This is a genomic window from Paenarthrobacter nicotinovorans (genome assembly GCF_007670255.1).
GTDB lineage: Bacteria > Actinomycetota > Actinomycetes > Actinomycetales > Micrococcaceae > Arthrobacter > Arthrobacter nicotinovorans_B.
Window position 1 is genome coordinate 38,344 of the sequence record NZ_SZVS01000014.1, and the last position, 19,927, is coordinate 58,270.

General features: G+C 64.6%; 22 protein-coding genes. 18 read left to right on the plus strand and 4 right to left on the minus strand.

All coding sequences use genetic code 11. From position 1 onward, the window contains the following. The first annotated feature begins 53 nt into the window (after positions 1–53). Positions 54–536 (plus strand): nucleoside deaminase, encoded by a 483-nt coding sequence (locus tag FDP28_RS18245; RefSeq protein WP_144663018.1) that lies wholly within the window; start codon positions 54–56, stop codon positions 534–536. Here the strand turns inward: FDP28_RS18245 and FDP28_RS18250 are convergent. Next, positions 533–1,714, minus strand: a complete 1,182-nt coding sequence (locus FDP28_RS18250) for a pyridoxal phosphate-dependent aminotransferase (RefSeq protein WP_186313709.1) — start codon at positions 1,712–1,714, stop codon at positions 533–535. The genes FDP28_RS18245 and FDP28_RS18250 overlap by 4 nt on opposite strands. A 34-nt stretch (positions 1,715–1,748) precedes the next feature. On the opposite strand from FDP28_RS18250, the gene truB reads away from it, so the two are divergent. The 8 genes from truB (at position 1,749) to FDP28_RS18290 (ending at position 9,535) form a co-directional block, all read left to right on the plus strand. Further along, a complete protein-coding gene (truB, locus tag FDP28_RS18255) occupies positions 1,749–2,732 on the plus strand; it encodes a tRNA pseudouridine(55) synthase TruB (protein ID WP_186313710.1) in 984 nt (327 codons plus the stop codon). 2 nt (positions 2,733–2,734) lie between these two features. Further along, positions 2,735–3,088, plus strand: coding sequence for a hypothetical protein (locus tag FDP28_RS18260; RefSeq protein ID WP_144663021.1), 354 nt, complete (start codon positions 2,735–2,737; stop codon positions 3,086–3,088). A 20-nt stretch (positions 3,089–3,108) separates the two neighbouring features. Further along, positions 3,109–3,543: a hypothetical protein gene (locus FDP28_RS18265; RefSeq protein ID WP_260842532.1), complete on the plus strand. Its 435-nt coding sequence runs from the start codon at positions 3,109–3,111 to the stop codon at positions 3,541–3,543. Between the two features lie 88 nt (positions 3,544–3,631). Beyond that, entirely contained in the window at positions 3,632–4,615 is a 984-nt protein-coding gene (locus FDP28_RS18270) for a bifunctional riboflavin kinase/FAD synthetase (RefSeq protein ID WP_144663023.1), read from the plus strand. Between the two features lie 158 nt (positions 4,616–4,773). Further along, positions 4,774–5,043, plus strand: coding sequence for a 30S ribosomal protein S15 (gene rpsO / locus FDP28_RS18275; protein WP_144663024.1), 270 nt, complete (start codon positions 4,774–4,776; stop codon positions 5,041–5,043). 238 nt (positions 5,044–5,281) lie between these two features. Further along, the gene (locus FDP28_RS18280) at positions 5,282–7,534 is read left to right on the plus strand and encodes a polyribonucleotide nucleotidyltransferase (RefSeq protein ID WP_144663025.1); all 2,253 of its coding nucleotides are present in this window, start codon (positions 5,282–5,284) and stop codon (positions 7,532–7,534) included. 88 nt (positions 7,535–7,622) lie between these two features. After that, on the plus strand, positions 7,623–8,966 hold the full coding sequence (locus FDP28_RS18285; protein WP_144663026.1) for a M16 family metallopeptidase: 1,344 nt from the start codon (positions 7,623–7,625) through the stop codon (positions 8,964–8,966). Positions 8,967–9,055: 89 nt separating this feature from the next. Then, positions 9,056–9,535 carry a DUF1579 family protein gene (locus FDP28_RS18290; protein ID WP_144663027.1) on the plus strand — a complete coding sequence of 160 codons (480 nt, stop codon included), beginning with the start codon at positions 9,056–9,058 and terminating at the stop codon, positions 9,533–9,535. Here the strand turns inward: FDP28_RS18290 and FDP28_RS18295 are convergent. Both FDP28_RS18295 and moaA read right to left on the minus strand, forming a co-directional pair. Continuing rightward, on the minus strand, positions 9,532–9,798 hold the full coding sequence (locus tag FDP28_RS18295) for a MoaD/ThiS family protein (protein ID WP_144663028.1): 267 nt from the start codon (positions 9,796–9,798) through the stop codon (positions 9,532–9,534). The genes FDP28_RS18290 and FDP28_RS18295 overlap by 4 nt on opposite strands. 5 nt (positions 9,799–9,803) lie before the next feature. Further along, positions 9,804–10,943: a GTP 3',8-cyclase MoaA gene (gene moaA / locus FDP28_RS18300; RefSeq protein WP_144663029.1), complete on the minus strand. Its 1,140-nt coding sequence runs from the start codon at positions 10,941–10,943 to the stop codon at positions 9,804–9,806. 134 nt (positions 10,944–11,077) lie between these two features. Between moaA and FDP28_RS18305 the strand changes: the two genes are divergently transcribed. Genes FDP28_RS18305 through FDP28_RS18345 form a run of 9 tightly spaced genes read left to right on the plus strand, consistent with a single transcriptional unit; the run spans position 11,078 to position 18,712 of the window. Continuing rightward, complete coding sequence (locus FDP28_RS18305; RefSeq protein WP_144663030.1) at positions 11,078–11,824, plus strand: response regulator transcription factor; 747 nt, start codon at positions 11,078–11,080, stop codon at positions 11,822–11,824. Next, positions 11,814–13,058 (plus strand): sensor histidine kinase, encoded by a 1,245-nt coding sequence (locus FDP28_RS18310; protein ID WP_260842533.1) that lies wholly within the window; start codon positions 11,814–11,816, stop codon positions 13,056–13,058. Before FDP28_RS18305 ends, FDP28_RS18310 begins: the two co-directional genes overlap by 11 nt. After that, positions 13,055–14,650, plus strand: coding sequence for a molybdopterin-dependent oxidoreductase (locus FDP28_RS18315; RefSeq protein WP_144663031.1), 1,596 nt, complete (start codon positions 13,055–13,057; stop codon positions 14,648–14,650). The genes FDP28_RS18310 and FDP28_RS18315 overlap by 4 nt, the downstream gene beginning before the upstream one ends. A 55-nt stretch (positions 14,651–14,705) precedes the next feature. Continuing rightward, a complete protein-coding gene (locus FDP28_RS18320; RefSeq protein ID WP_144663098.1) occupies positions 14,706–15,938 on the plus strand; it encodes a molybdopterin molybdotransferase MoeA in 1,233 nt (410 codons plus the stop codon). After that, on the plus strand, positions 15,926–16,465 hold the full coding sequence (gene moaC / locus FDP28_RS18325; RefSeq protein WP_144663032.1) for a cyclic pyranopterin monophosphate synthase MoaC: 540 nt from the start codon (positions 15,926–15,928) through the stop codon (positions 16,463–16,465). Before FDP28_RS18320 ends, moaC begins: the two co-directional genes overlap by 13 nt. Further along, positions 16,462–16,965: a MogA/MoaB family molybdenum cofactor biosynthesis protein gene (locus tag FDP28_RS18330; RefSeq protein ID WP_144663033.1), complete on the plus strand. Its 504-nt coding sequence runs from the start codon at positions 16,462–16,464 to the stop codon at positions 16,963–16,965. The genes moaC and FDP28_RS18330 overlap by 4 nt, the downstream gene beginning before the upstream one ends. Then, positions 16,955–17,410, plus strand: a complete 456-nt coding sequence (locus FDP28_RS18335) for a molybdenum cofactor biosynthesis protein MoaE (RefSeq protein WP_144663034.1) — start codon at positions 16,955–16,957, stop codon at positions 17,408–17,410. Before FDP28_RS18330 ends, FDP28_RS18335 begins: the two co-directional genes overlap by 11 nt. Positions 17,411–17,461: 51 nt before the next feature. Next, positions 17,462–18,220 (plus strand): 4-hydroxy-tetrahydrodipicolinate reductase, encoded by a 759-nt coding sequence (gene dapB, locus FDP28_RS18340; RefSeq protein ID WP_144663035.1) that lies wholly within the window; start codon positions 17,462–17,464, stop codon positions 18,218–18,220. A gap of 3 nt (positions 18,221–18,223) precedes the next feature. After that, positions 18,224–18,712, plus strand: a complete 489-nt coding sequence (locus tag FDP28_RS18345) for a hypothetical protein (protein WP_144663036.1) — start codon at positions 18,224–18,226, stop codon at positions 18,710–18,712. Here the strand turns inward: FDP28_RS18345 and FDP28_RS18350 are convergent. Then, positions 18,688–19,923 carry a heparan-alpha-glucosaminide N-acetyltransferase domain-containing protein gene (locus FDP28_RS18350; RefSeq protein ID WP_144663037.1) on the minus strand — a complete coding sequence of 412 codons (1,236 nt, stop codon included), beginning with the start codon at positions 19,921–19,923 and terminating at the stop codon, positions 18,688–18,690. The two genes, FDP28_RS18345 and FDP28_RS18350, sit on opposite strands and share 25 nt — an antisense overlap. Positions 19,924–19,927: the final 4 nt, after the last annotated feature.

Consider the following 19,927-nt stretch of genomic DNA (forward strand, 5'->3'; position numbering starts at 1 on the left):
TAAGACCACGTTTTAGGGGCATTTGCTGTACAAAAACTCGTTAGGATCGGAGCATGTCGGCGCACAGTGCTCACCAGCGTGATGAATACCTGAACCGGGCCATACAGCTGGCCGTCCGGAATGTCGCCGACGGCGGCGGACCCTTCGGCGCCATCGTGGTCACCCCGGACGGAACCGCCCACGAGGGAGTCAACCGGGTAACCAGGGACCACGATCCCACAGCCCACGCCGAGGTAGTGGCAATCCGCCGGGCCGCCGCGGCCATCAGGAAGTTCGACCTCTCCGGTTCTGTGCTCTACACCAGCTGCGAACCGTGCCCGCTGTGCCTCTCTGCGACCCTTTGGGCCAGGATCGGGCATGTCTACTTCGCGGCCGACAGGCACGGGGCAGCACGGGCAGGCTTTGACGACGAATTGTTTTACGAATACTTCAGCGGATCCAGGCCCGGGCTTCTCCCCGTGGAACACTTCGAACTCCCGGCCGCGGACCAGCCCTTTGAGGCATGGCGGAACCACGTCCGACGCACCGCCTATTAGGGGTTCAGCCAGGACGCACCTGAGCCGGGCCGGGCTGGAAGGCGGCTGACGCCGTCGAGCAGTTCCTGCTGGCCGCCGCACAGCGCAATTCGGATCCAGCCCTCGCCGATCGATCCAAACGCCGTTCCAGGAGCAAACGACACCCCTGAGTCCGCCAGGAATTTGCGCACCCAGGTGCGGACATCGCCATCGCTCACGTGCGAAACGTCGGCCCACAGGTAGAAGGCTCCCTGCGCCCCCAGGAAGGGAATGTTCTTCTCCGCCAGCACGGCCGAGGCTGCGTCGCGGTTGCTCCGGTAGTGCTCGCGGGCGGTGGAAACGTACTCCTGCGGCCCGGTCAACGCCGCCAGGGCGGCGTACTGCGACGGCGAGGCCACGCACGAGACGATCGATTCCATGACGTTGTTCATCTTCTGCTCCAGCCCGGGCGGGCAGACCAGCGCGCCGATACGCAGGCCCGTCAGGCCGTACGTCTTGGAGAGAGTCAGGGAAGCGAACACCCTGGCTTCGCCGGGAATGGCACTGTCGAACCGGACCGGGCTGACGTGGGGGACGTCAAAAGTGAAGGCTTCGTAGCACTCGTCGGAAATGATCCAGAGGTCGTGCTTGACGGCAAGGGCAACCAGTTGCCGGGTGGTTTCCTCGCTGATGACTGCACCGAGGGGATTTGACGGCGAGTTGAGCATCAACACCCTGGTCCGGGGCGTGATGAGGGCTTCAATGTCCTCGATGTGCGGCTGGAAGTCGTTGTGCGGGTACAGGGGATACTGCACGGGAACTGCGTGTAAGAGCCGGGTCGTCATGGCGAACGTGGGGTAGCCCGGATTGGGGATGAGGATTTCGTCGCCGGGGGACAGGAGCAGGCTCATGGCGAAATGCAGGCCCTGTTGCGCGCCGTCCACCACGTAGACGCGGTCCGCGCCAATGTCCACGTGTTGTTGTTCGCGGAACCGCGTGGCAAACGCTTCCCGGAGGGCCGGGATCCCCGCATTGGGTGTGTAGTTGGTCTCATCCCGGTCCAAGCACGCTATCCCGGCATCCAGGACGTGGCGCGGAAGCGGGAAGCCCGGCTCGCCTATGCTCAGGACAATCGCTCCGGGGGTGGCCCAGGCGGCTTCTGTGATTTCGCGGATCTGGTTCACGGGGACGTCGCGTACGTGCGCGGCAAGCTCAGGCATGGGAGCCATCCTAGCCACCCATATACTGGTAAGCGTGCTTTCTGGACTGGTAATCGTTGACAAACCGCAGGGATGGACCAGCCATGATGTGGTTGGACGGATGCGGCGGCTGGCCGGCACCCGGAAAGTGGGGCATGCGGGAACCCTGGATCCGATGGCAACCGGGGTGCTGGTGATCGGCATCAACAAGGCGACACGCCTGCTGACCTACATCGTGGGCACGTCCAAGACCTACACCGCCACCATCAGGCTGGGTGAAACTACCATCACGGACGACGCCGAAGGCGAGATCACGGAAGCCCGCAGCGCCGCGGCCGTCACCGACGCCGCCATCGCGGCCGGCGTCGCGGCGCTGACCGGCCCCATCCAACAGGTCCCCAGCAGCGTCAGCGCCATCAAAGTCAACGGCGAACGTTCCTACGCCCGCGTCCGCTCCGGCGAAGAGGTCAAGCTCGCTGCCCGGCCGGTCACCATCCACCGTTTCGACATCCATGCGGTCAACAGGCCCGACGGCGGCAGGGTAGTCGACGTCGACGTCACCGTCGAATGCTCCTCCGGAACCTACATCCGGGCCTTGGCCCGCGACCTCGGCAATGCGCTGGGGGTTGGTGGGCACCTCACCGCCCTCCGTCGCACCCAGGTTGGCCCGTACTCGATCGAGCAGGCCAAGACCCTCGAAGATCTGGCAGAAGAACTCGAAGTCCTTGACATGTCCTTGGCCGCACGCGCCCTCATGCCAAACCGTGAACTGAGCGAGGACGAAACCACGGAGATCTCCTTCGGCCGCCGCATTGCCGCAGGTCCTGGAGCAGGCACTCCGGACGCGGCGACAGCCGACAAACCCGCCGCAGCATTCGCGCCGTCGGGAGAGCTGGTGGCCTTGCTGGCAGATACGGGCGCCTTCGCCAAGCCGGTGCTGGTCTTTGCGCCGGGGACAGGCCCGGGAACGGCCGCCGCTTCCGGAACGGACGCCGCCTTCGGAACGGCTGAGGCCTTCGGAACAACCGGGGCGGAGTAGGCATGGACGGGTATTTCTACGCACTCCTGATCGTCGGCCTGGTGTCGACCATCATCTGCATCGTCGCCGGTTTGATGAAGAAGGCGCCGAACGATCCCACGATCTACTCCGTGCTGGCTGTCGAAGCGGTGCTGCTGGTCTATCTGGTGGGATCGATCGTCCGCGTTGCCTTGGGCGAGCAGATCGCGGGCGAACCCTGGGAATTCTGGGGCTATATGCTGACCGCGCTGATCATCCCCCTGGGTGCGGTGTATTGGGCCATCCTGGAACGAACCCGCTGGAGCAATTTCGTCCTCGCGGCGGTGGGCGTGACGGTCCTTGTGATGGGTGCCCGCATGAACCAGATCTGGTACTGACCTTGAAGGAAGAACACGAAGTGACTGGAACCGAGACCAACTCCGCCGGCCAACAGCCGAAGCAGAAAGACACCCGGAACACCGGCCCGGGACGTCTGCTGATTGCGGTCTACGCCGTGTTCGCCCTGTCGGCGACCGCGCGCGCCGGCTACCAGATTGCCACCAAGTTCGCCGAAGCTCCGCTGGCGCACATCCTTTCGGCGTTTGCCGCCGTCGTCTACATCGTGGCAACCGTTTCGCTGGCGAAGCCGGGCCGTACCTGGTTCAAGGTCTCGCTGGCTGCCGTACTGACGGAACTGGTGGGCGTTCTCGTGGTCGGCGCGATCAGCCTCTTCGATCCCGTCGCTTTCCCGCACGACACCGTGTGGTCGCTGTTCGGGCGAGGCTATGGCTTCGTGCCGTTGTTGCTGCCGGTCCTTGGGCTCCTGTGGCTCAACAAGCGCCGGCCGTCCTGAGCCGCCTGCCCTTGCGGGTAACCTTAGATTGTTCCGGCCCCGGGAGGTTGCCGGACGCAATGAACATCTGCAGTAAAAGGCGAGGTTGATGGTCCACATCTGGAACGATCCCACTGAGGTCCCCAAGGACTTCGGACCTACCGTAGTCACCATCGGCAATTTCGACGGTGTCCATCGGGGCCACCAGCATGTCCTCGCGCAACTGACTGACACTGCCCAGCGGTACGGCATTCCCTCGGTTGCGGTGACGTTCGATCCCCACCCGGCGCAGGTGCACCGTCCCGATGCCGCGCCTGAGCTGATCATGGGTCTGCAGGACAAGCTGGACGCGCTGGCCGACACCGGCGTCGACGCCGTCCTGGTCATGAAGTACACGCTGGACCTCGCGGCGATGACGCCGGTTGAATTCGTCCAGGAAGTCCTGCTGGACGGACTTCACGCCGCGCACCTTGTTGTAGGCCACGATCTCCGCTTCGGTGCAGGTAACGTCGGCGATGTTGTCACGATGCAGGAACTGGGCGAAGAACTGGGCTTTGGCGTGCAGGTGGTCAATGAATACGGGGCCGGCGGCTTCCCGCTTCATCACGACGGCGACGCCGACCGCCGCTGCTCCTCCACCTGGGTCAGGGAGGCCTTGTCCGAAGGCGACGTCGTTACGGCCGCCGCAGTTCTGGGCAGGCCGCACCGGATGCGGGGCGAAGTAGTCCACGGTGCTGCCCGTGGGCGCGACCTCGGATTCCCCACGGCCAACCTTTCCCCGGAATCAACCGGCTATATCCCGGCCGATGGCATCTATGCCGGCTGGCTGATCGACGAAGCGGGTACGCGCTGGCCGGCCGCGATCTCCGTGGGTTCAAACCCAACCTTCGACGGAGTGAGCCGCCAGGTCGAAGCGCACGTGATCGATCGTCCGGAAGAGCGTGTTGAAGACTTCGACCTCTATGGCCAAACCGTTGCGGTCGAATTCACCAGGCGCCTGCGGGGGATGGTGGCATACCGTGGACCCGAAGCGCTGGTGGAACAAATGTGCCTCGACGTGGCCCAGGCGCGGGAGCTGCTCGCCCCGCGGTAGGGGATTTCGACAACACTGGCGGCCTGCCGGTAAACTGGTGAATGGTTCTGGCCGCAGTCCGTGGCAGCTGGACCTGTTTTTGTGTGTGGAGACGCACCAAGGGCAACCCGGCAGCGAAGCGCTGCATCGGGAAGCACGGCACAACTCTAGGAGTTCACGTGGCACTTGACGCCGCTGTAAAGCAGTCCATCATCAAGGAATACGCAACCTCTGAAGGCGACACCGGTTCGCCCGAGGTCCAGGTTGCAGTCCTGACCCAGCGGATCAAGGATCTGACTGAGCACATGAAGGAGCACAAGCACGACTTCCACACCCAGCGCGGTCTGCTCGCACTGGTTGGTCGTCGCAAGCGCATGCTTTCCTACCTGAAGGACACCGACATCGCCCGCTACCGTTCGCTCATCGAGCGTCTCGGCCTGCGCCGCTAGTCTGTCTTTGGCGGCCCGGTCCTTCGCGGAACGGGCCGCCTTCTTCACCAACAACTAAACACAGGAATCAACCGCATCGCGCATTCGCGGTCCTCGGTAGTGATTCCCGGGATGTGTACCGCAGGAGGTGCAGCCCGTGGATCTCGATCGATGACCGGGTGTAGTACAGGCCAGTAAAAAAGAAGGGGCCTGGGTTGATGCGGTGGACTTCCGCTAACAGAAACGGAGGTGACTCTCCATGGAGGGTCCCGAAATCCAGTTCTCCGAAGCCATCATCGACAACGGCCGGTTCGGCAAGCGCGTCATTCGCTTCGAAACCGGTCGCCTCGCCAAGCAGGCAGCCGGCGCCTCGATGGTTTACATCGACGACGACACTGCGCTTCTTTCCGCAACCACCGCCGGCAAGCAGCCGCGCGAAGGATTCGACTTCTTCCCCCTGACGGTCGACGTCGAAGAGCGCATGTACGCTGCCGGCCGCATCCCGGGTTCGTTCTTCCGCCGCGAAGGCCGCCCGTCCACCGAAGCCATCCTGGCCTGCCGCCTTATGGACCGCCCGCTGCGCCCGGCCTTCGTCAAGGGCCTGCGCAACGAGGTCCAGATCGTCGTCACCGTCCTGGCGATCAACCCCGATGAGCTCTACGACGTCGTCGCCATCAACGCCTCCTCGATGTCCACGCAGCTTTCCGGCCTCCCCTTCTCCGGCCCGATCGGTGGCGTCCGCGTCGCCCTCATCGCCGATGAGCAGGGTTCGCAGTGGGTTGCCTTCCCGAAGCACTCCCAGCTCGAGAACGCCGTGTTCAACATGGTTGTTGCCGGCCGCATCGCCGGTGACGACGTCGCCATCATGATGGTTGAAGCCGAAGCCACCGACAACTCCTGGAGCCTCATCAAGGAACAGGGCGCCACTGCCCCCACCGAAGAGGTTGTTTCCGAGGGTCTCGAGGCTGCCAAGCCGTTCATCAAGGCACTCTGCGAAGCACAGGCAGACCTGGCAGCCCGCGCTGCCAAGCCCACGGTCGAGTTCCCGGTCTTCCTTGACTACCAGGACGACGTCTACGCTGCCGTTGAAGCCGCTGCCGCCGACAAGCTGGCCGCTGTCTTCCAGATCGCCGACAAGCAGGAGCGCGACAACGCCTCCGATGAGCTCAAGGACGAAGTCCTTGGTGCACTCGCCGGAGAGTTCGAGGGCCGCGAAAAGGAACTGTCCGCAGCGTTCCGCTCGGTCACCAAGCACGTCGTGCGCCAGCGCATCCTCAAGGACCAGGTCCGCATCGACGGCCGTGGCCTGACGGACATCCGCCAGCTGACCGCCGAGGTCGAGGTTCTTCCCCGCGTTCACGGCTCGGCCATCTTCGAACGCGGCGAGACCCAGATCATGGGTGTCACCACGCTGAACATGCTCAAGATGGAGCAGCAGATCGACTCGTTGTCGCCGGTAACGCGCAAGCGCTACATGCACAACTACAACTTCCCGCCGTACTCCACCGGCGAGACCGGCCGCGTCGGTTCCCCGAAGCGCCGCGAAATCGGCCACGGCGCCCTCGCAGAGCGTGCACTGGTTCCGGTTCTGCCCACCCGTGAAGAGTTCCCGTACGCCATCCGCCAGGTATCCGAGGCCCTCGGTTCCAACGGTTCGACGTCCATGGGCTCGGTCTGCGCCTCCACGCTTTCCATGCTCAACGCAGGTGTGCCGCTGAAGGCTCCCGTCGCCGGTATCGCCATGGGCCTGGTTTCCGACCAGGTTGACGGCCAGACCCGTTACGCAGCTCTGACCGACATCCTCGGCGCCGAAGACGCTTTCGGTGACATGGACTTCAAGGTCGCCGGTACGTCCGAGTTCGTCACGGCCATCCAGCTGGACACCAAGCTGGACGGCATCCCCGCATCCGTGCTGGCCGCAGCACTGAAGCAGGCCCGTGAAGCCCGCCTCCACATCCTCGAGGTCATCAACGCAGCGATCGACACCCCGGACGAGCTCTCCGAGTTCGCACCGCGCGTCATCGCCGTCAAGATCCCCGTGGACAAGATCGGCGAGGTCATCGGCCCCAAGGGCAAGATGATCAACCAGATCCAGGAAGACACCGGCGCGGACATCTCCATCGAAGATGACGGCACCGTCTACATCGGCGCTACCAACGGCCCGTCCGCAGACGCTGCCCGTTCGGCAATCAACGCCATCGCCAACCCGCAGGTACCGGAAATCGGTGAGCGCTACCTGGGTACGGTCGTCAAGACCACCACCTTCGGCGCCTTCGTTTCCCTTACCCCGGGCAAGGACGGCCTGCTGCACATCTCCGAGCTCCGCAAGCTGGCCAACGGCAAGCGCGTGGACAACGTCGAAGATGTCGTCTCCGTCGGCCAGAAGGTCCAGGTCGAGATCACCAAGATCGATGACCGCGGAAAGCTGTCCCTCTCGCCGGTTGTTGCCGAAGAAGAAGGCGCCACCGCAGAGGAAGCTCCGGCCGAAGCCGCCGAAGCTTCTGCAGAGTAGTCTGTAAGCAGTACACCCGGCGGGGCCGGTGGACTTGAAAAGGTCCACCGGCCCTTCCGGCCTTAACCCGAAAACCTGAAAGGCCTTGATGACTGTCGTACCCTTGCCGCTGGAGCAAACCCTTCCCGGCGGCGAATTGATCCATGGTGCCGAGGGCGGTTCCGTCGTTCGGCGTTCGGTCCTTCCCGGCGGCGTGCGCGTCTTGACCGAGGCTATGCCGGGTCAGCGTTCGGCCACCATCGGGTTCTGGGTGGCAGTAGGGTCACGCGACGAGGCAGAAGGCCAGCACGGATCAACGCACTTCCTTGAACACCTCTTGTTCAAGGGCACCAAGCGCCGCACTGCCCTGGAAATTGCTTCCGCCTTCGACGAGGTGGGGGGCGAATCCAATGCTGCGACGGCAAAGGAAAGCACCTGCTACTTCGCCCGGGTGCTGGACACCGATCTTCCCATGGCCATCGACGTCATTGCGGACATGATTACAGGCGCGGTTCTGGACCCCGCGGAGCTTGAGCAGGAACGGGACGTCATCCTCGAGGAAATCGCCATGGACAGCGACGACCCCACGGATGTAGCACATGAGAAGTTCGTGGCCGCCGTGCTGGGCGACCATCCGCTGGCCCGCCCCATCGGGGGAACGCCGGACGCCATCAAGGCCGTCGCACGCGATTCCGTATGGGAGCACTACCAGCGCTACTACCGCCCGGAAGAGCTGGTCATCACAGCTGCCGGTGGATTGGATCACGACGTCGTCTGCGGGCTGGTCCTCGACGCCCTGACCGCTGCGGGCTGGAAGCTTGACCCCCATGCCGCTCCGGTGAACCGGCGCGGTACCGACAGGGCCGTGATCACCGGTACGTCGGGACTCCATGTGGTCAAGCGTCCCGTGGAGCAGGCCAACATCATCATGGGTTGCCCGACGATGGTTGCCACCGATGACCGCCGCTTTGTCATGAGTGTCCTCAACGCGGTTCTGGGCGGAGGGATGTCCTCGCGGCTGTTCCAGGAAATCCGCGAAAAGCGCGGACTGGTGTACTCGACATACTCTTTCACTGCCGCCTATGCCGACGCAGGTTACTTTGGCATGTATGCCGGGTGCACGCCCTCCAAGGTCCGCCAAGTGCTTGATCTGCTGGGCGTGGAGTTGGACAAGCTCGCCGAGGACGGCATTACGGAAGAGGAACTCAGGAAAGCCGTCGGGCAGCTCAGTGGCGGGATTGTCCTTGCCCTTGAGGACACGGGTTCCAGGATGTCGCGGCTTGGCCGGGCAGAACTGGTGTCCGGCGAGTTCCAGGACATCGACGAAACCCTGGCCCGTATCCAGGCGGTCACCGTGGAGGAGGTCCAGGAACTCGCACGCGAACTGGCCGGGGCTCCCCGGACCATCACGGTGGTTGGACCGTTCGAAGAATCGGAGACTTTCGGGCTCTGAGGCCTGTCCGGTTTCTTCCGGCTATGGACGCGCGCGGCCTCAAAGAGGCAGCATGATGGTGATGCTGCCCCGTTGGCTTTGGAGACGTGATGGACCTGCCCGCAACCGGTCGTGCCGTCGATATCCTGCGGGAGTTCCTTGGCCACTGGACCGGCATTACGGAAATCGCGTCCTCGCCGTGGGGGACCGCTCGGACAGCCGATGCCGAAGTGGTTTTCACCGGGACCGCCGGTGGCCACGCGGTGGTCCAGAGCTACAAGCACCGGGAGCCTGACGGAAGCCACTTCGAGGGACATGGCATGTTCACGGTTGACCGGGATCACGGTGGCACCCTGTGGTACTACGTCGACAGCATGGGAAAGCCGCCGGCCGCCCCGGTCAGGGGGACGTGGAGTGCCGGCATGCTGACGCTGGAACGGCGCACGGCCGACGGCGTGGCACGACACACTTTCCGAGTTGAGGACGGCGTGCTGGTGCACACCGCCGATCTACGGTTGGAGGGTCACGCAGCCTTCAGCCCCCTGTTGAAAAGCGTCTTCAGGAAAACGGCTGTGCCTGCCGTCCGCTAGCCTCCGGCGAACGGCGGAAGAACGTCAATGACGTCGTCGGCACCGAGCGGCGCAGAGTGGTCCCGCACCGCAACTTCGTTGCGGAGGAAGCTGCTGCGCGCCACGATCCTGGCCAACGTCGGTGTGCCTTCCGGAGGCACAGGACGTTCGACGGCGAGGGCGGCTTCCAGGAGCGCTTCCAGACTGGTGCCTTCCGGAAGTGCATGGAGTTCTTCTTCGACTCCCGCTGCCGCGCGCGCGGCAGCGAAGTAACGGACCAACAAGTTTTTCAGCCTCCGATTGCGCTCATGCTGCGGTCCGGCTGGACGAAGTCCGCTGCGCCGAGACCGGTGTGGTCCATGCCATGGGCCTTGGGCTTGATCCACATGGCGTCCTGCCAACGTTCGGCGAGTTCGGAATCTGTTGCCCCACTGCGGAGGAGCCCCAGGAGGTCGAACTCCTCCCGCGAGAACAGACAGCTCATGATCTTGCCTTCGGCGGTAATGCGTGTACGCCGGCAGTCGGAGCAGAAAGGCTCGGTGACCGAGGCGATGATGCCCACCGTTCCCAGGACGGGACCCGACGCTTCAGCCGAACCGGTGTCCCGGCGTCGTACTTCAAACCTCTCGGCAGGGGCGCCGTCGCGTTCGCGCGGGTCGGGGGAGAGGACGAAGTCGCGGGAGAGGAGCTCCCGGATCTCCGCGGCGGTGATCATGTTCCGGCGGGTCCAGCCGTGGTCGGCGTCCAGGGGCATCTGCTCGATGAAACGTAGTTCGTAACCGCGGTCCAAAGCCCACGCCAGGAGGTCCGGGGACTCGGTGTCGTTGATGCCGCGCATGAGCACGGCGTTGAGCTTCACCGGGCCGAGGCCCGCAGCCCAGGCGGCATCGACGCCGGCCAGTACACGGTCCAGGAACGGACGCCGGGTGAGTTTGGCAAAGGTTTCCTCGTGGAGGGAATCGAGCGAGACGTTGATGCGGGTCAGGCCGGCAGCCTTCAGGGCTTCTGCCTTCTTGTCCAAGCCCACACCGTTGGTGGTCATGGAGATGGGAAGGTCAGGATGCCCGCTCCGGATGCCGGAGATGATCTCCGCCAGATCGGCACGTACCAGCGGCTCACCGCCGGTCAGGCGCAGCTCCCGGACACCCAGCGAGTTGACGCCGATGCGGACGATCCGGACGATTTCGTCCAGGGTCATCACGGCCTGCTTGGAGAGCCATTCGAGGCCTTCGGCAGGCATGCAGTAGGTGCACCGGAGGTTGCATTTGTCCGTCAGGGATAGCCGCATGTCAGTGGCGCGACGACCATGGCGGTCCCACAATCCGGCCGGAGTGCCGGCAGGGCGGGGCGGCGGCGTTGCCGCACCACTTTCAGTGCCGCCCACGGCTCCACTGGAAGGGGGCATTGGCATGCCCAACTGAACACTCATGAATTCAGGCTACGCCACCCGGGCGTGATCAGTGACACCGGTTACAGGCAGGGAGTTCTTACGGAATTCCTACGGTTGGGCCGCTGATGCTGGAATCGCGTGCCGGGCACCGTTGGCAAATCTATGCTGAAAGCGTGACCACTAATACGGCATCATCAGCGGAACCCGGAAACCGGCGTATCCTCCTGGTCGAGGACGAAGAGACGATCGCCGATGTCGTCCGCGATTACCTGGTGATGGCGGGGTTCCAGGTGGACACGGCAGGCGATGGCTTCACGGCCCTGACCCTCGCGGCACAGCGCAGGCCGGACCTCGTCATCCTGGACCGCATGCTGCCGGGACTGGACGGGGTCGAAGTGTGCCGAAGGCTGCGCCAGACCATGACCGTGCCGGTCATCATGGTCACAGCGCTGGGAACCGAAGATGACCGGATCCTCGGGCTGGAGATGGGGGCAGACGACTACGTGACCAAGCCCTTCTCTCCCCGGGAGCTGGTCCTGCGCGTCAAGTCGGTGCTGCGGCGAAGCATCAAGGAATATGCCCCGGAACCATCGGTCGAAGCAGCAGGTCTTGAACTTGATCCAGCGTCGCGGACCGTCACGCTGGACGGGCAATTGCTCTCGCTGACCGCCCGCGAGTTCGACCTCCTTGCCTTTCTGATGCGCAGGCCCCACCAGGTGTTCAGCCGGGAAGAACTCATCAAGGCAGTGTGGGGATGGGATTTCGGGGATCTCTCGACCGTTACCGTCCACGTCCGCCGGCTGCGCGAGAAAATCGAGGTCAACCCCACCAAACCGGAACTCATCAAGACCGTGTGGGGTGTTGGCTACCGCTTTGACGTGTCCCCGGACGGCAAACGGGAGGCCGCGCATGGAAGGTAGCGAACTCTGGACCATCCTGGCCTGGGTCCTCTTCTGGGCCGTGCTCATCGGCGCCGCGACCCTCGCCCTGCTGCGGATGCTTCGCAGGGCCTCAGTCTTGGCCCAGATCTGCCTGGTGGTGGTCGCCACGGTGGCCGTGTTGGTGGCCGGTATGGTCAGTGCCTTCAACGCGATGTTCATCTCTGCCAGGGACCTCGAAGTGATGTGGTACATCCTCGCGACCGCATCGGCGGTCGCTGTCGCCCTGTCCCTCGTGCTCGGGGCAGGAGTGTCCAGGAACGCGGCACGGTTGGTGGACGCGGCCCGCAGGATCGGTCGCGGCGAAACGCTGGAGCACTCCCGGGCCGAGGGTCGCAAGGCGGCTCCGGCCATGACGTCGGAGCTGGCCGAACTGGCGCAGGAACTTGAGGCGAGCAGCCGGAGCCTAGCCGAATCCCGCGAACGCGAGGCCGCCATTGAGAAGGCCCGGCGCGAGCTGGTGTCCTGGATCTCGCATGACTTGAGGACCCCGCTGGCCAGCATGCGAGCCATGACGGAAGCCCTCGAAGACGGAATGGCCCCGGATGTCCAGGGCTACTACCGGAAAATCATCGGGCAGACCGAACAGATGACCGCCATGGTCAACGACCTCCTGGAACTGTCCAAGATCCAAGCCGGGAGTCTTCGCCTGCGCGCTGAAGCGCTCGATTTGTACGACCTCGTCAGCGACGCCCTGTCCGATCTGGCACCTTTGGCAGCGAAGCGCGGCATCAAGCTCGACGGCGGTGGCGCCCGTGAGTGCATGGCGGTGGCCGACGGGCCGAGCCTGGCCAGGGCAATCCGGAACATCCTCCTGAACGCCATCATCTACAGCCGGCCGGACACCGACGTCCATGTCAGCGTCGGACGGGACAACGGCAACGCCGTCATCGCGGTTCAGGACCAGTGTGGAGGTATCCCGGAAGAGGACCTTCCGCACCTTTTCGAAACAGGGTGGCAGAAAGACCCCTCGCGAGGCTCGGCGGCGGCCCTGCAGGGAAGCTACAGCGGGGCAGGCATAGGACTGAGCATGGTGGCCGGCATCGTCACCGCGCACGGCGGCGAGGTGACTGTGGGCAATGTCGACGGCGGCTGCCGCTTCGCCCTCACGCTGCCGGCGGGATCGCTTCCGGGGGACTCAGCTCCAAATGCTGCCGCGACGAATCAAACCGTGGGCGCGACTGAACCGAACATTGTCCGTGGAGGCACATCATGAGTACGCCGGTACGCAACACGATTAAAACCGGGCGCCCCACGGTCGGCCCGCGGCTGTGGGCGCCTCTGGCAGGGCTGGTTGCAGGCGCGGCAGGAATTGCGGCAGGGGAGCTCACTGCCGGTCTTCTCAGCCCCTTGGTTTCCCCGGTGACGGCCCTCGGCGGGGCTGTAATCGACGCCGTGCCACCGGGGGTGAAGGATCTTGCTGTTCAGCTCTTCGGTACGGCCGACAAAGTTGTCCTGGTAGCCTCCATCGTGCTGGTCGCCGGGTTCCTGGCCGCGCTCGCGGGCATCCTTGAACGCCGACGCCCCGGTCTTGGCCTGGCACTGGCGGGACTTGCGGGCGCCGCGGGACTGACCGCCGTCGTGACCCGTGCCCAAACCAGCCCGCAGGCGGCACTGGCACCGATCGTCGCCGCCGCCATCACCATGCTGCTGTTGAGGATGCTCGTCCAGCGGCTCAACACTTGGGTTCCCCGGCGAACGGTCATTACGGCCCCGGAGCACGAGGGCGGGCAGGCGCCACTGGCCAGAAGGAGTTTCCTGAACGCCATGACCGGAACGGCCCTTGCCGCTGTGGTGGGAGGAACGGTGACGGCGATATTCACCCGGGCCAGCGCCGTGGCCGCGGGGTTCCGTAGCTCACTGAAGCTGCCGGCACCGGCAACACCGCCACAAACCGTTCCAGCGGGGGCCTCGCTTTCCCTGCCGGGCATCAGCGCCCTGGTAACCCCGAACTCCGATTTCTACAGGATCGACACCGCCTTGACGGTTCCTGCCATTGACCCGCCGGCGTGGAAGCTGAAGGTCACCGGAATGGTGGAACGGGAAGTCGAACTGGACTTTGCCGCGCTCCTGGCCAAACCAATGACCGAACGCCACATCACCATCGCATGCGTCTCGAACAACGTGGGTGGGGACCTCATCGGCAACGCCCTGTGGTTGGGGTGGCCGGTGCGTGAGCTGCTCGCCATGGCCGGGCCCAAGGCCGGTGCGGACATGGTGCTGTCCACCAGCAACGACGGCTGGACCGCCAGCACGCCGCTGGAGGCGCTGACCGACGACCGTGACGCGCTGCTGGTGGTCGGCATGAACGGAGAACCGCTGCCCTTGGAGCATGGCTTCCCTGTCCGGATGATCGTGCCCGGACTTTACGGCTTCGTTTCCGCCACAAAGTGGTTGACTGAACTCAAAGTGACCCGCTTTGCCGACGACACCGGTTACTGGACCACCCGGGGCTGGAGCGACCACGGGCCCATCAAGACCCAGTCCCGCATCGACGTGCCACGCAATGGACGGACTGTCCAAGCGGGAAAGGTGCAGTTCGGCGGCGTTGCCTGGGCGCAGCATCGCGGCGTGGAACGGGTCGAAGTGCGCGTCAACCGTGGGCCATGGCAGAAAGCACAGCTTGCGAGCGCCATCTCCACCGACACGTGGTATCAGTGGCAGATCGGGATCGATCTCACCGCCGGCGATTACGAAGTCCAGGTCCGGGCCACAGACTCAAGCGGCCAGCCCCAAACCGAAGACAAAGCTCCGGTTGCCCCTGACGGCGCCACGGGCTACCACACCATCAGCGTCAAAGTGGCCTGAGCATCTACTCTGGGAACGGCCGGTTGTTTGCCGGAAGCCCACGTGCCCCAGGAGGATTCCCGTGTCCCGATCTGTTGCAGCCCATCGCCAGGCAGTGGTGGAACTGTTGACGGCCGTCACCGCCAGGAAGGGAACACTGCGGCTTCCGCTGGTGGACGCGCTCGGAAAGGCGCTCGCCGTCGACGTCCACGCACCGCTGGCCCTGCCGCCGTTCGATAACTCCCAAATGGACGGCTTTGCCGTCCGTTCCGCGGACATTCCCGGCGGCGGAGCGAAGCTTCCGGTGTTGGCGCCCGTTCCGGCAGGTGCCGCTCCGGCGGCCCTGGAGCCGGGCCACGCTGCCCCCATCATGACCGGGGCCATGATGCCTGAGGGCGCGGACGCCGTCGTACCTGTCGAGAAGGCTACGCCCAGCAGCTTCCCGGCGCCGACCGTGCTGGACGCGGAGGTCGGGCTGCCGGTAGTCGAACCCGGGACGTACGTGCGTCGACGCGGCAGTGACATTGACAAGGGTGCGCTGGCGCTTGCTGCCGGCACTTTGCTGGGTCCTGGTCAGCTGGGTCTGCTGGCAGCCTTGGGGATGGTGGAGGTGGAAGTCCGCGAGCCTGTACGTGTCCTGCTGCTCACTACCGGGGACGAGGTCCTAGAGCCGGGCGCGGAACTGTCACCGGGCAAAATCTATGACTCCAACGGCACTTTGCTGGAAACCTCAATGCGGCAGGCCGGGCTGGAGGTAGTCCGCACCGGTATCTCGGACGACAAACCGGAGGCTCTGGTGGCGGTCCTGGACCGTCACCTCGCAACCGGGAACGACGGCGGCGCCCCGGTTGACGTCATTGTCACCACCGGGGGAGTCAGCAAAGGAGCCTACGAAGTCGTTCGTCTTGCCATGGCAGGGCAGCCGGTGGACTTCCTCCATGTCGCCATGCAACCGGGCGGGCCCCAGGGGCTGGGAACCTACAACGGGGTACCGTTCATTGGCTTCCCGGGAAATCCGGTCAGCTGCCTGGTCTCCTTTGAGATGTTCCTGCGCCCCGCCTTGTCCCAGGCGACCGGGGCCCCCGCACCCCGGCCAGTGCTGAAGGCACGCCTCGCTGAGGGCCTCGCATCTCCCCAAGGCAAACATCAGGTGCGCCGGGCGACCGCCTTGGACGGTGTCGTACGCATGGAGGGCGGTGCAGGGTCCCACCTGGTCCATGCCTTGGCCCGTGCCAATGCTTTGGTGCAGATCCCCGAAGACGTCACGGAACTCGCCGAAGGTGACGAAGTGGAAGTATGGATGCTGTGAACCACACTCCCGAAAACCCGGCAGGCACCACGGGCCTGACCCATCTGCGGCAGGACGGCACTGCCCAGATGGTGGATGTCTCCGACAAAGCCGTGACCACCCGCGAAGCCACAGCTACGGCCACGGTCCGCTCCACTGCTGAAGTCCTGGCCCTGTTGGGCGCGGGCGAACTGCCCAAGGGCGATGCCCTGGCCGTGGCGCGGGTCGCCGGAATCATGGCGGCAAAGAAGACCCCCGAATTGATCCCGCTGTGCCATCCTTTGCCCATTTCAAAGGTCACTGTGGACTTCGAACTGTCCACCGATTCGGTGGGAATCCTGGCCACCGTCAAGACCCGGGGTGTGACCGGCGTCGAGATGGAAGCCTTGACAGCGGCCTCGGTGGCTGCGTTGAGCGTCTACGACATGATCAAGGCCGTGGACAAACACGCGGTGCTCAGCGACATACGCGTCCTGTCCAAGAGTGGCGGCAAGAGTGGTAGCTGGGATGTTTCCAGGGATTCCCGTGACGGAGAGGCGGACGCATGAGCGCGTGCGAGCCCCACGCACACGGGTCCCGGAAGGCCGGCGTCGTGATTGCCTCCACCCGGGCGGCAGCCGGTCTGTACAACGACGAAACAGGGCCAGTGATTCTCGACTGGCTCAAGGAACACGGTTTCGACACCTTCCCCACCATGGTTGTTCCTGACGGCGAACCTGTGGGTGCCGCGCTCAGGGCACTTCTGACCCAGGAACCGGCCGTTGTCATCACCAGCGGAGGAACGGGCCTCAGCCCGGACGACAAGACACCTGAAATGACGCTGCCACTGCTGGACCGGGAAATCCCGGGAATCATGGAAGGCATCCGACGTGCGGGCGCCGCCAAGACCCCCATGGCTATGCTCAGCCGCGGCCACGCAGGCGCTGCCGGGAAGACATTCATCATCAACCTGCCGGGATCGCCCAAGGGAGTCATGGACGGACTCGCCGTCCTTGACCCCGTCATTGGCCATCTCTGCGAGCAATTGGAAGGAAACCATGGACACTGAAACGGACTTCGAGGTTGTCAGCGCTGTCTTGAGCTCCGAGCCGATCTCGGTGGACCAAGCCATCAGGGCAGTGGAATCGGATACTGCCGGCGCGGTGGTCAGCTTCAGTGGCGTGGTGCGGAACCACGACGGCGGCAAAGCAGTGGACCGGTTGAGCTACAGTGCACATCCCACAGCTCACCAGGTCATGTCCGATGTCGTCGCGCAGCTCGTCGCTGAACACTCGGGAGAAGCTGACCAGCCGGTCCGCATTTGGGCCGCCCACAGGATCGGCATGCTGGAGATCGGCGATCCCGCGTTGGTATGCGCTGTGGCAGCTGCCCACCGCGGACAGGCGTTTGCGGTGTGCTCCGAACTCGTTGACCGGGTCAAGGAGCAGGTTCCCATTTGGAAGGAACAGTTCTTCTCCGATGGCACCGTTGAGTGGGTTGGCGCGGGGGAGTAGGCGGGAGTCACGGTTCCTTCCCGGGCCCGGCCCGGCGGTAGGGTTAACGGCATGACCGAACAACTTGCTGTTGCAGTGCTGGGCGCCCACGGGCGCATGGGAATCGAAGCCGTTAAGGCCGTTGAAGCAGCCGGGGACATGACTTTGGTGGCCGCCCTCGGCCGTGGTGATTCCCTGGAGAAACTGCTCGACGCCGGTGCACAGTACGTTGTCGACCTCACCGTTCCGGACATCACCGAAACCAATGTGCGCTTTGCCGTCGAGCATGGGATCCACGCTGTTGTGGGTACCACCGGCTGGGATGCGCAGCGGCTGGAATCCTTGCGGACCCTCTTGGAGCAGAAGCCGGACACCGGTGTCCTGATCGCTCCCAACTTTGCCCTTGGATCGGTGCTTGCCAGTGCGTTCGCGGCCAAGGCATCGCAGTATTTCGAATCCGTGGAAATCATCGAGCTTCACCACCCCAACAAGGTGGATGCGCCTTCGGGCACCGCCGTGCGGACAGCACAGCTGATCGCGGAGGCCCGCCAGGAGGCTGGTGTCCCGGCCAGCCCGGATGCCACGGAGACGTCGCTGGACGGGGCCCGGGGTTGCGACGTGGACGGCGTCCGTGTCCACAGCGTCCGGCTCCGCGGGCTGGTGGCCCATCAGGAAGTGCTCTTTGGTGGACCCGGCGAGCAGCTGACCCTGCGCCACGACTCCTTCGACCGTGCCTCGTTCATGCCCGGTGTCCTGTTGGGACTGCGCAAGGTCGCAGCAAACCCTGGACTGACGGTCGGCCTGGACGGCTACCTGGACCTGGGGCTTTAGACCGTGGCGAATTTCCTGTCAGCCCTGAAGAAAAACCGCACCAAGATCTGGGTAGGAGCCATCACCCTGCTGCTGGTGTTGTACCTGGTGGTCTCAGTGCAGCGCTCGTTCCTCCTGCTCGGTGACCCCAATCTGGTAGCGAAGGGGATCGGAGCGGCCTATCTGGTGCTTCCGGTCATTGGTGCATGGGCATTGATCCGCGAACTTCTCTTCGGCGCCCGCACGGAGCAGATGGCCAAGGTCTTGGAGGCCGAAGGTGGACTGCCCGAAGACAACCTGCCCCGGACACCAGGTGGTCGGATCGTGCGTGCAGCAGCAGATGCCGAGTTTGAGAAGTACCGCGCTGAGGCTGAGGCGGCGCCCGACGATTGGCGTTCCTGGTTCCGGCTGAGCTGCGCCTATGACGCCTCTGGCGACCGCAAACGTGCCCGGGCGTCCATGCGGGACGCCGTGAAGCTCTTCCGCTCTCAGCCCACGGCAGCGGGGCGGTAACTGCCTAGCCTTGAGGCCAGGTGGGCCACCCATTCCAGTGGCCCGCGCCGCCCGAGAACGGCAAAGCAAACCCCGATGCTGATGGCGCACAGCGCTTGCGCCCAGTACATTCCCTCGTCGGTCCACCCAGCTGGCAGGGGTTGGTTGGTAAAGCTGGAAACCACCCATACATGTGCCGAATACAGGCTTAGGGTCATGGCGCCCGGACCACTGAGCAGTATCAGGACATTGACTCCGACGCGTTCGGACACCCTGCCCAGGAGCAGGAAGAAGCCCACACCAGCGGCAGCCACACCGCTGGTGTGCACCAGGTCCAGGGTGGTGCCCGCGTGGGGTGACGCCGTGGCCAGCCACCACCACGAATCCACTTGCTGCAGCCCTGTGAGATTGACCTGGAGCATGCTTTCCAGCGGGTACCCCCTGGTTCCGGGCAACACGGACAGGGCAGCGCGGCCACCCCACGCTTCCATGGCCAGGGTCCCCAGCACTTTTGCGACACTCGCCGCGACAATTCCGCACGTCAGCAGCATCAGCTGCACCTTCGCCGTCGTCAGGGCCAGCCGCCCGATCACCAGGCCGACCAGAAGGTAGGAGATCCACTGGCACACGGGGTAATAGCCAGTGAAGAACAGGTCTGCGAGGAGGCGACCGGGCGATTCCAGGTCCTCCCAACCAGGATTGTGCCCCAACTGCAGTGGCGGCTCCGCGTCCAACAGCATGGGGCGGATCAGGTACGCAAGGACCGGTGAGCCGACGATCCATCCCGCGGCCCAGAAACACAAGGCCTTCAGCTGCAAGCCGAGGAACGGCAGGATGCACAGGAACAACACCGCGTAGTGCACAAGGATCACCGCGACGTTGACGTCCAGGCCGCCGAGCGTCAGTCCGACGACGGCGATCACCAGGGCGCGCATGGCCACGCCGCCCCGAGCGGACCATAGCTCCGCACCGCTGCGTGGCTGCTGCTTACCGGTGGTCAGGGCCAAGCCGATTCCGGCCAGTACAGCAAACAGGGCAGCTGAACGGCCTGAGAACACCAAGCCAACCATCGTTGGCTCCCACTGGGGCGCGGGGCCGAACGTCGGCATCAAGTGGGTCGCCATCATGCCAAGCAGAGCCGCTCCCCGGGCAGCGTCGACGCCGATGAGCCGGGGAGTTGCCGTACCCTGACCTGGTGCTTTCCGCGGAGGCGCCGTCTCTTGCGAAGTCATGCAG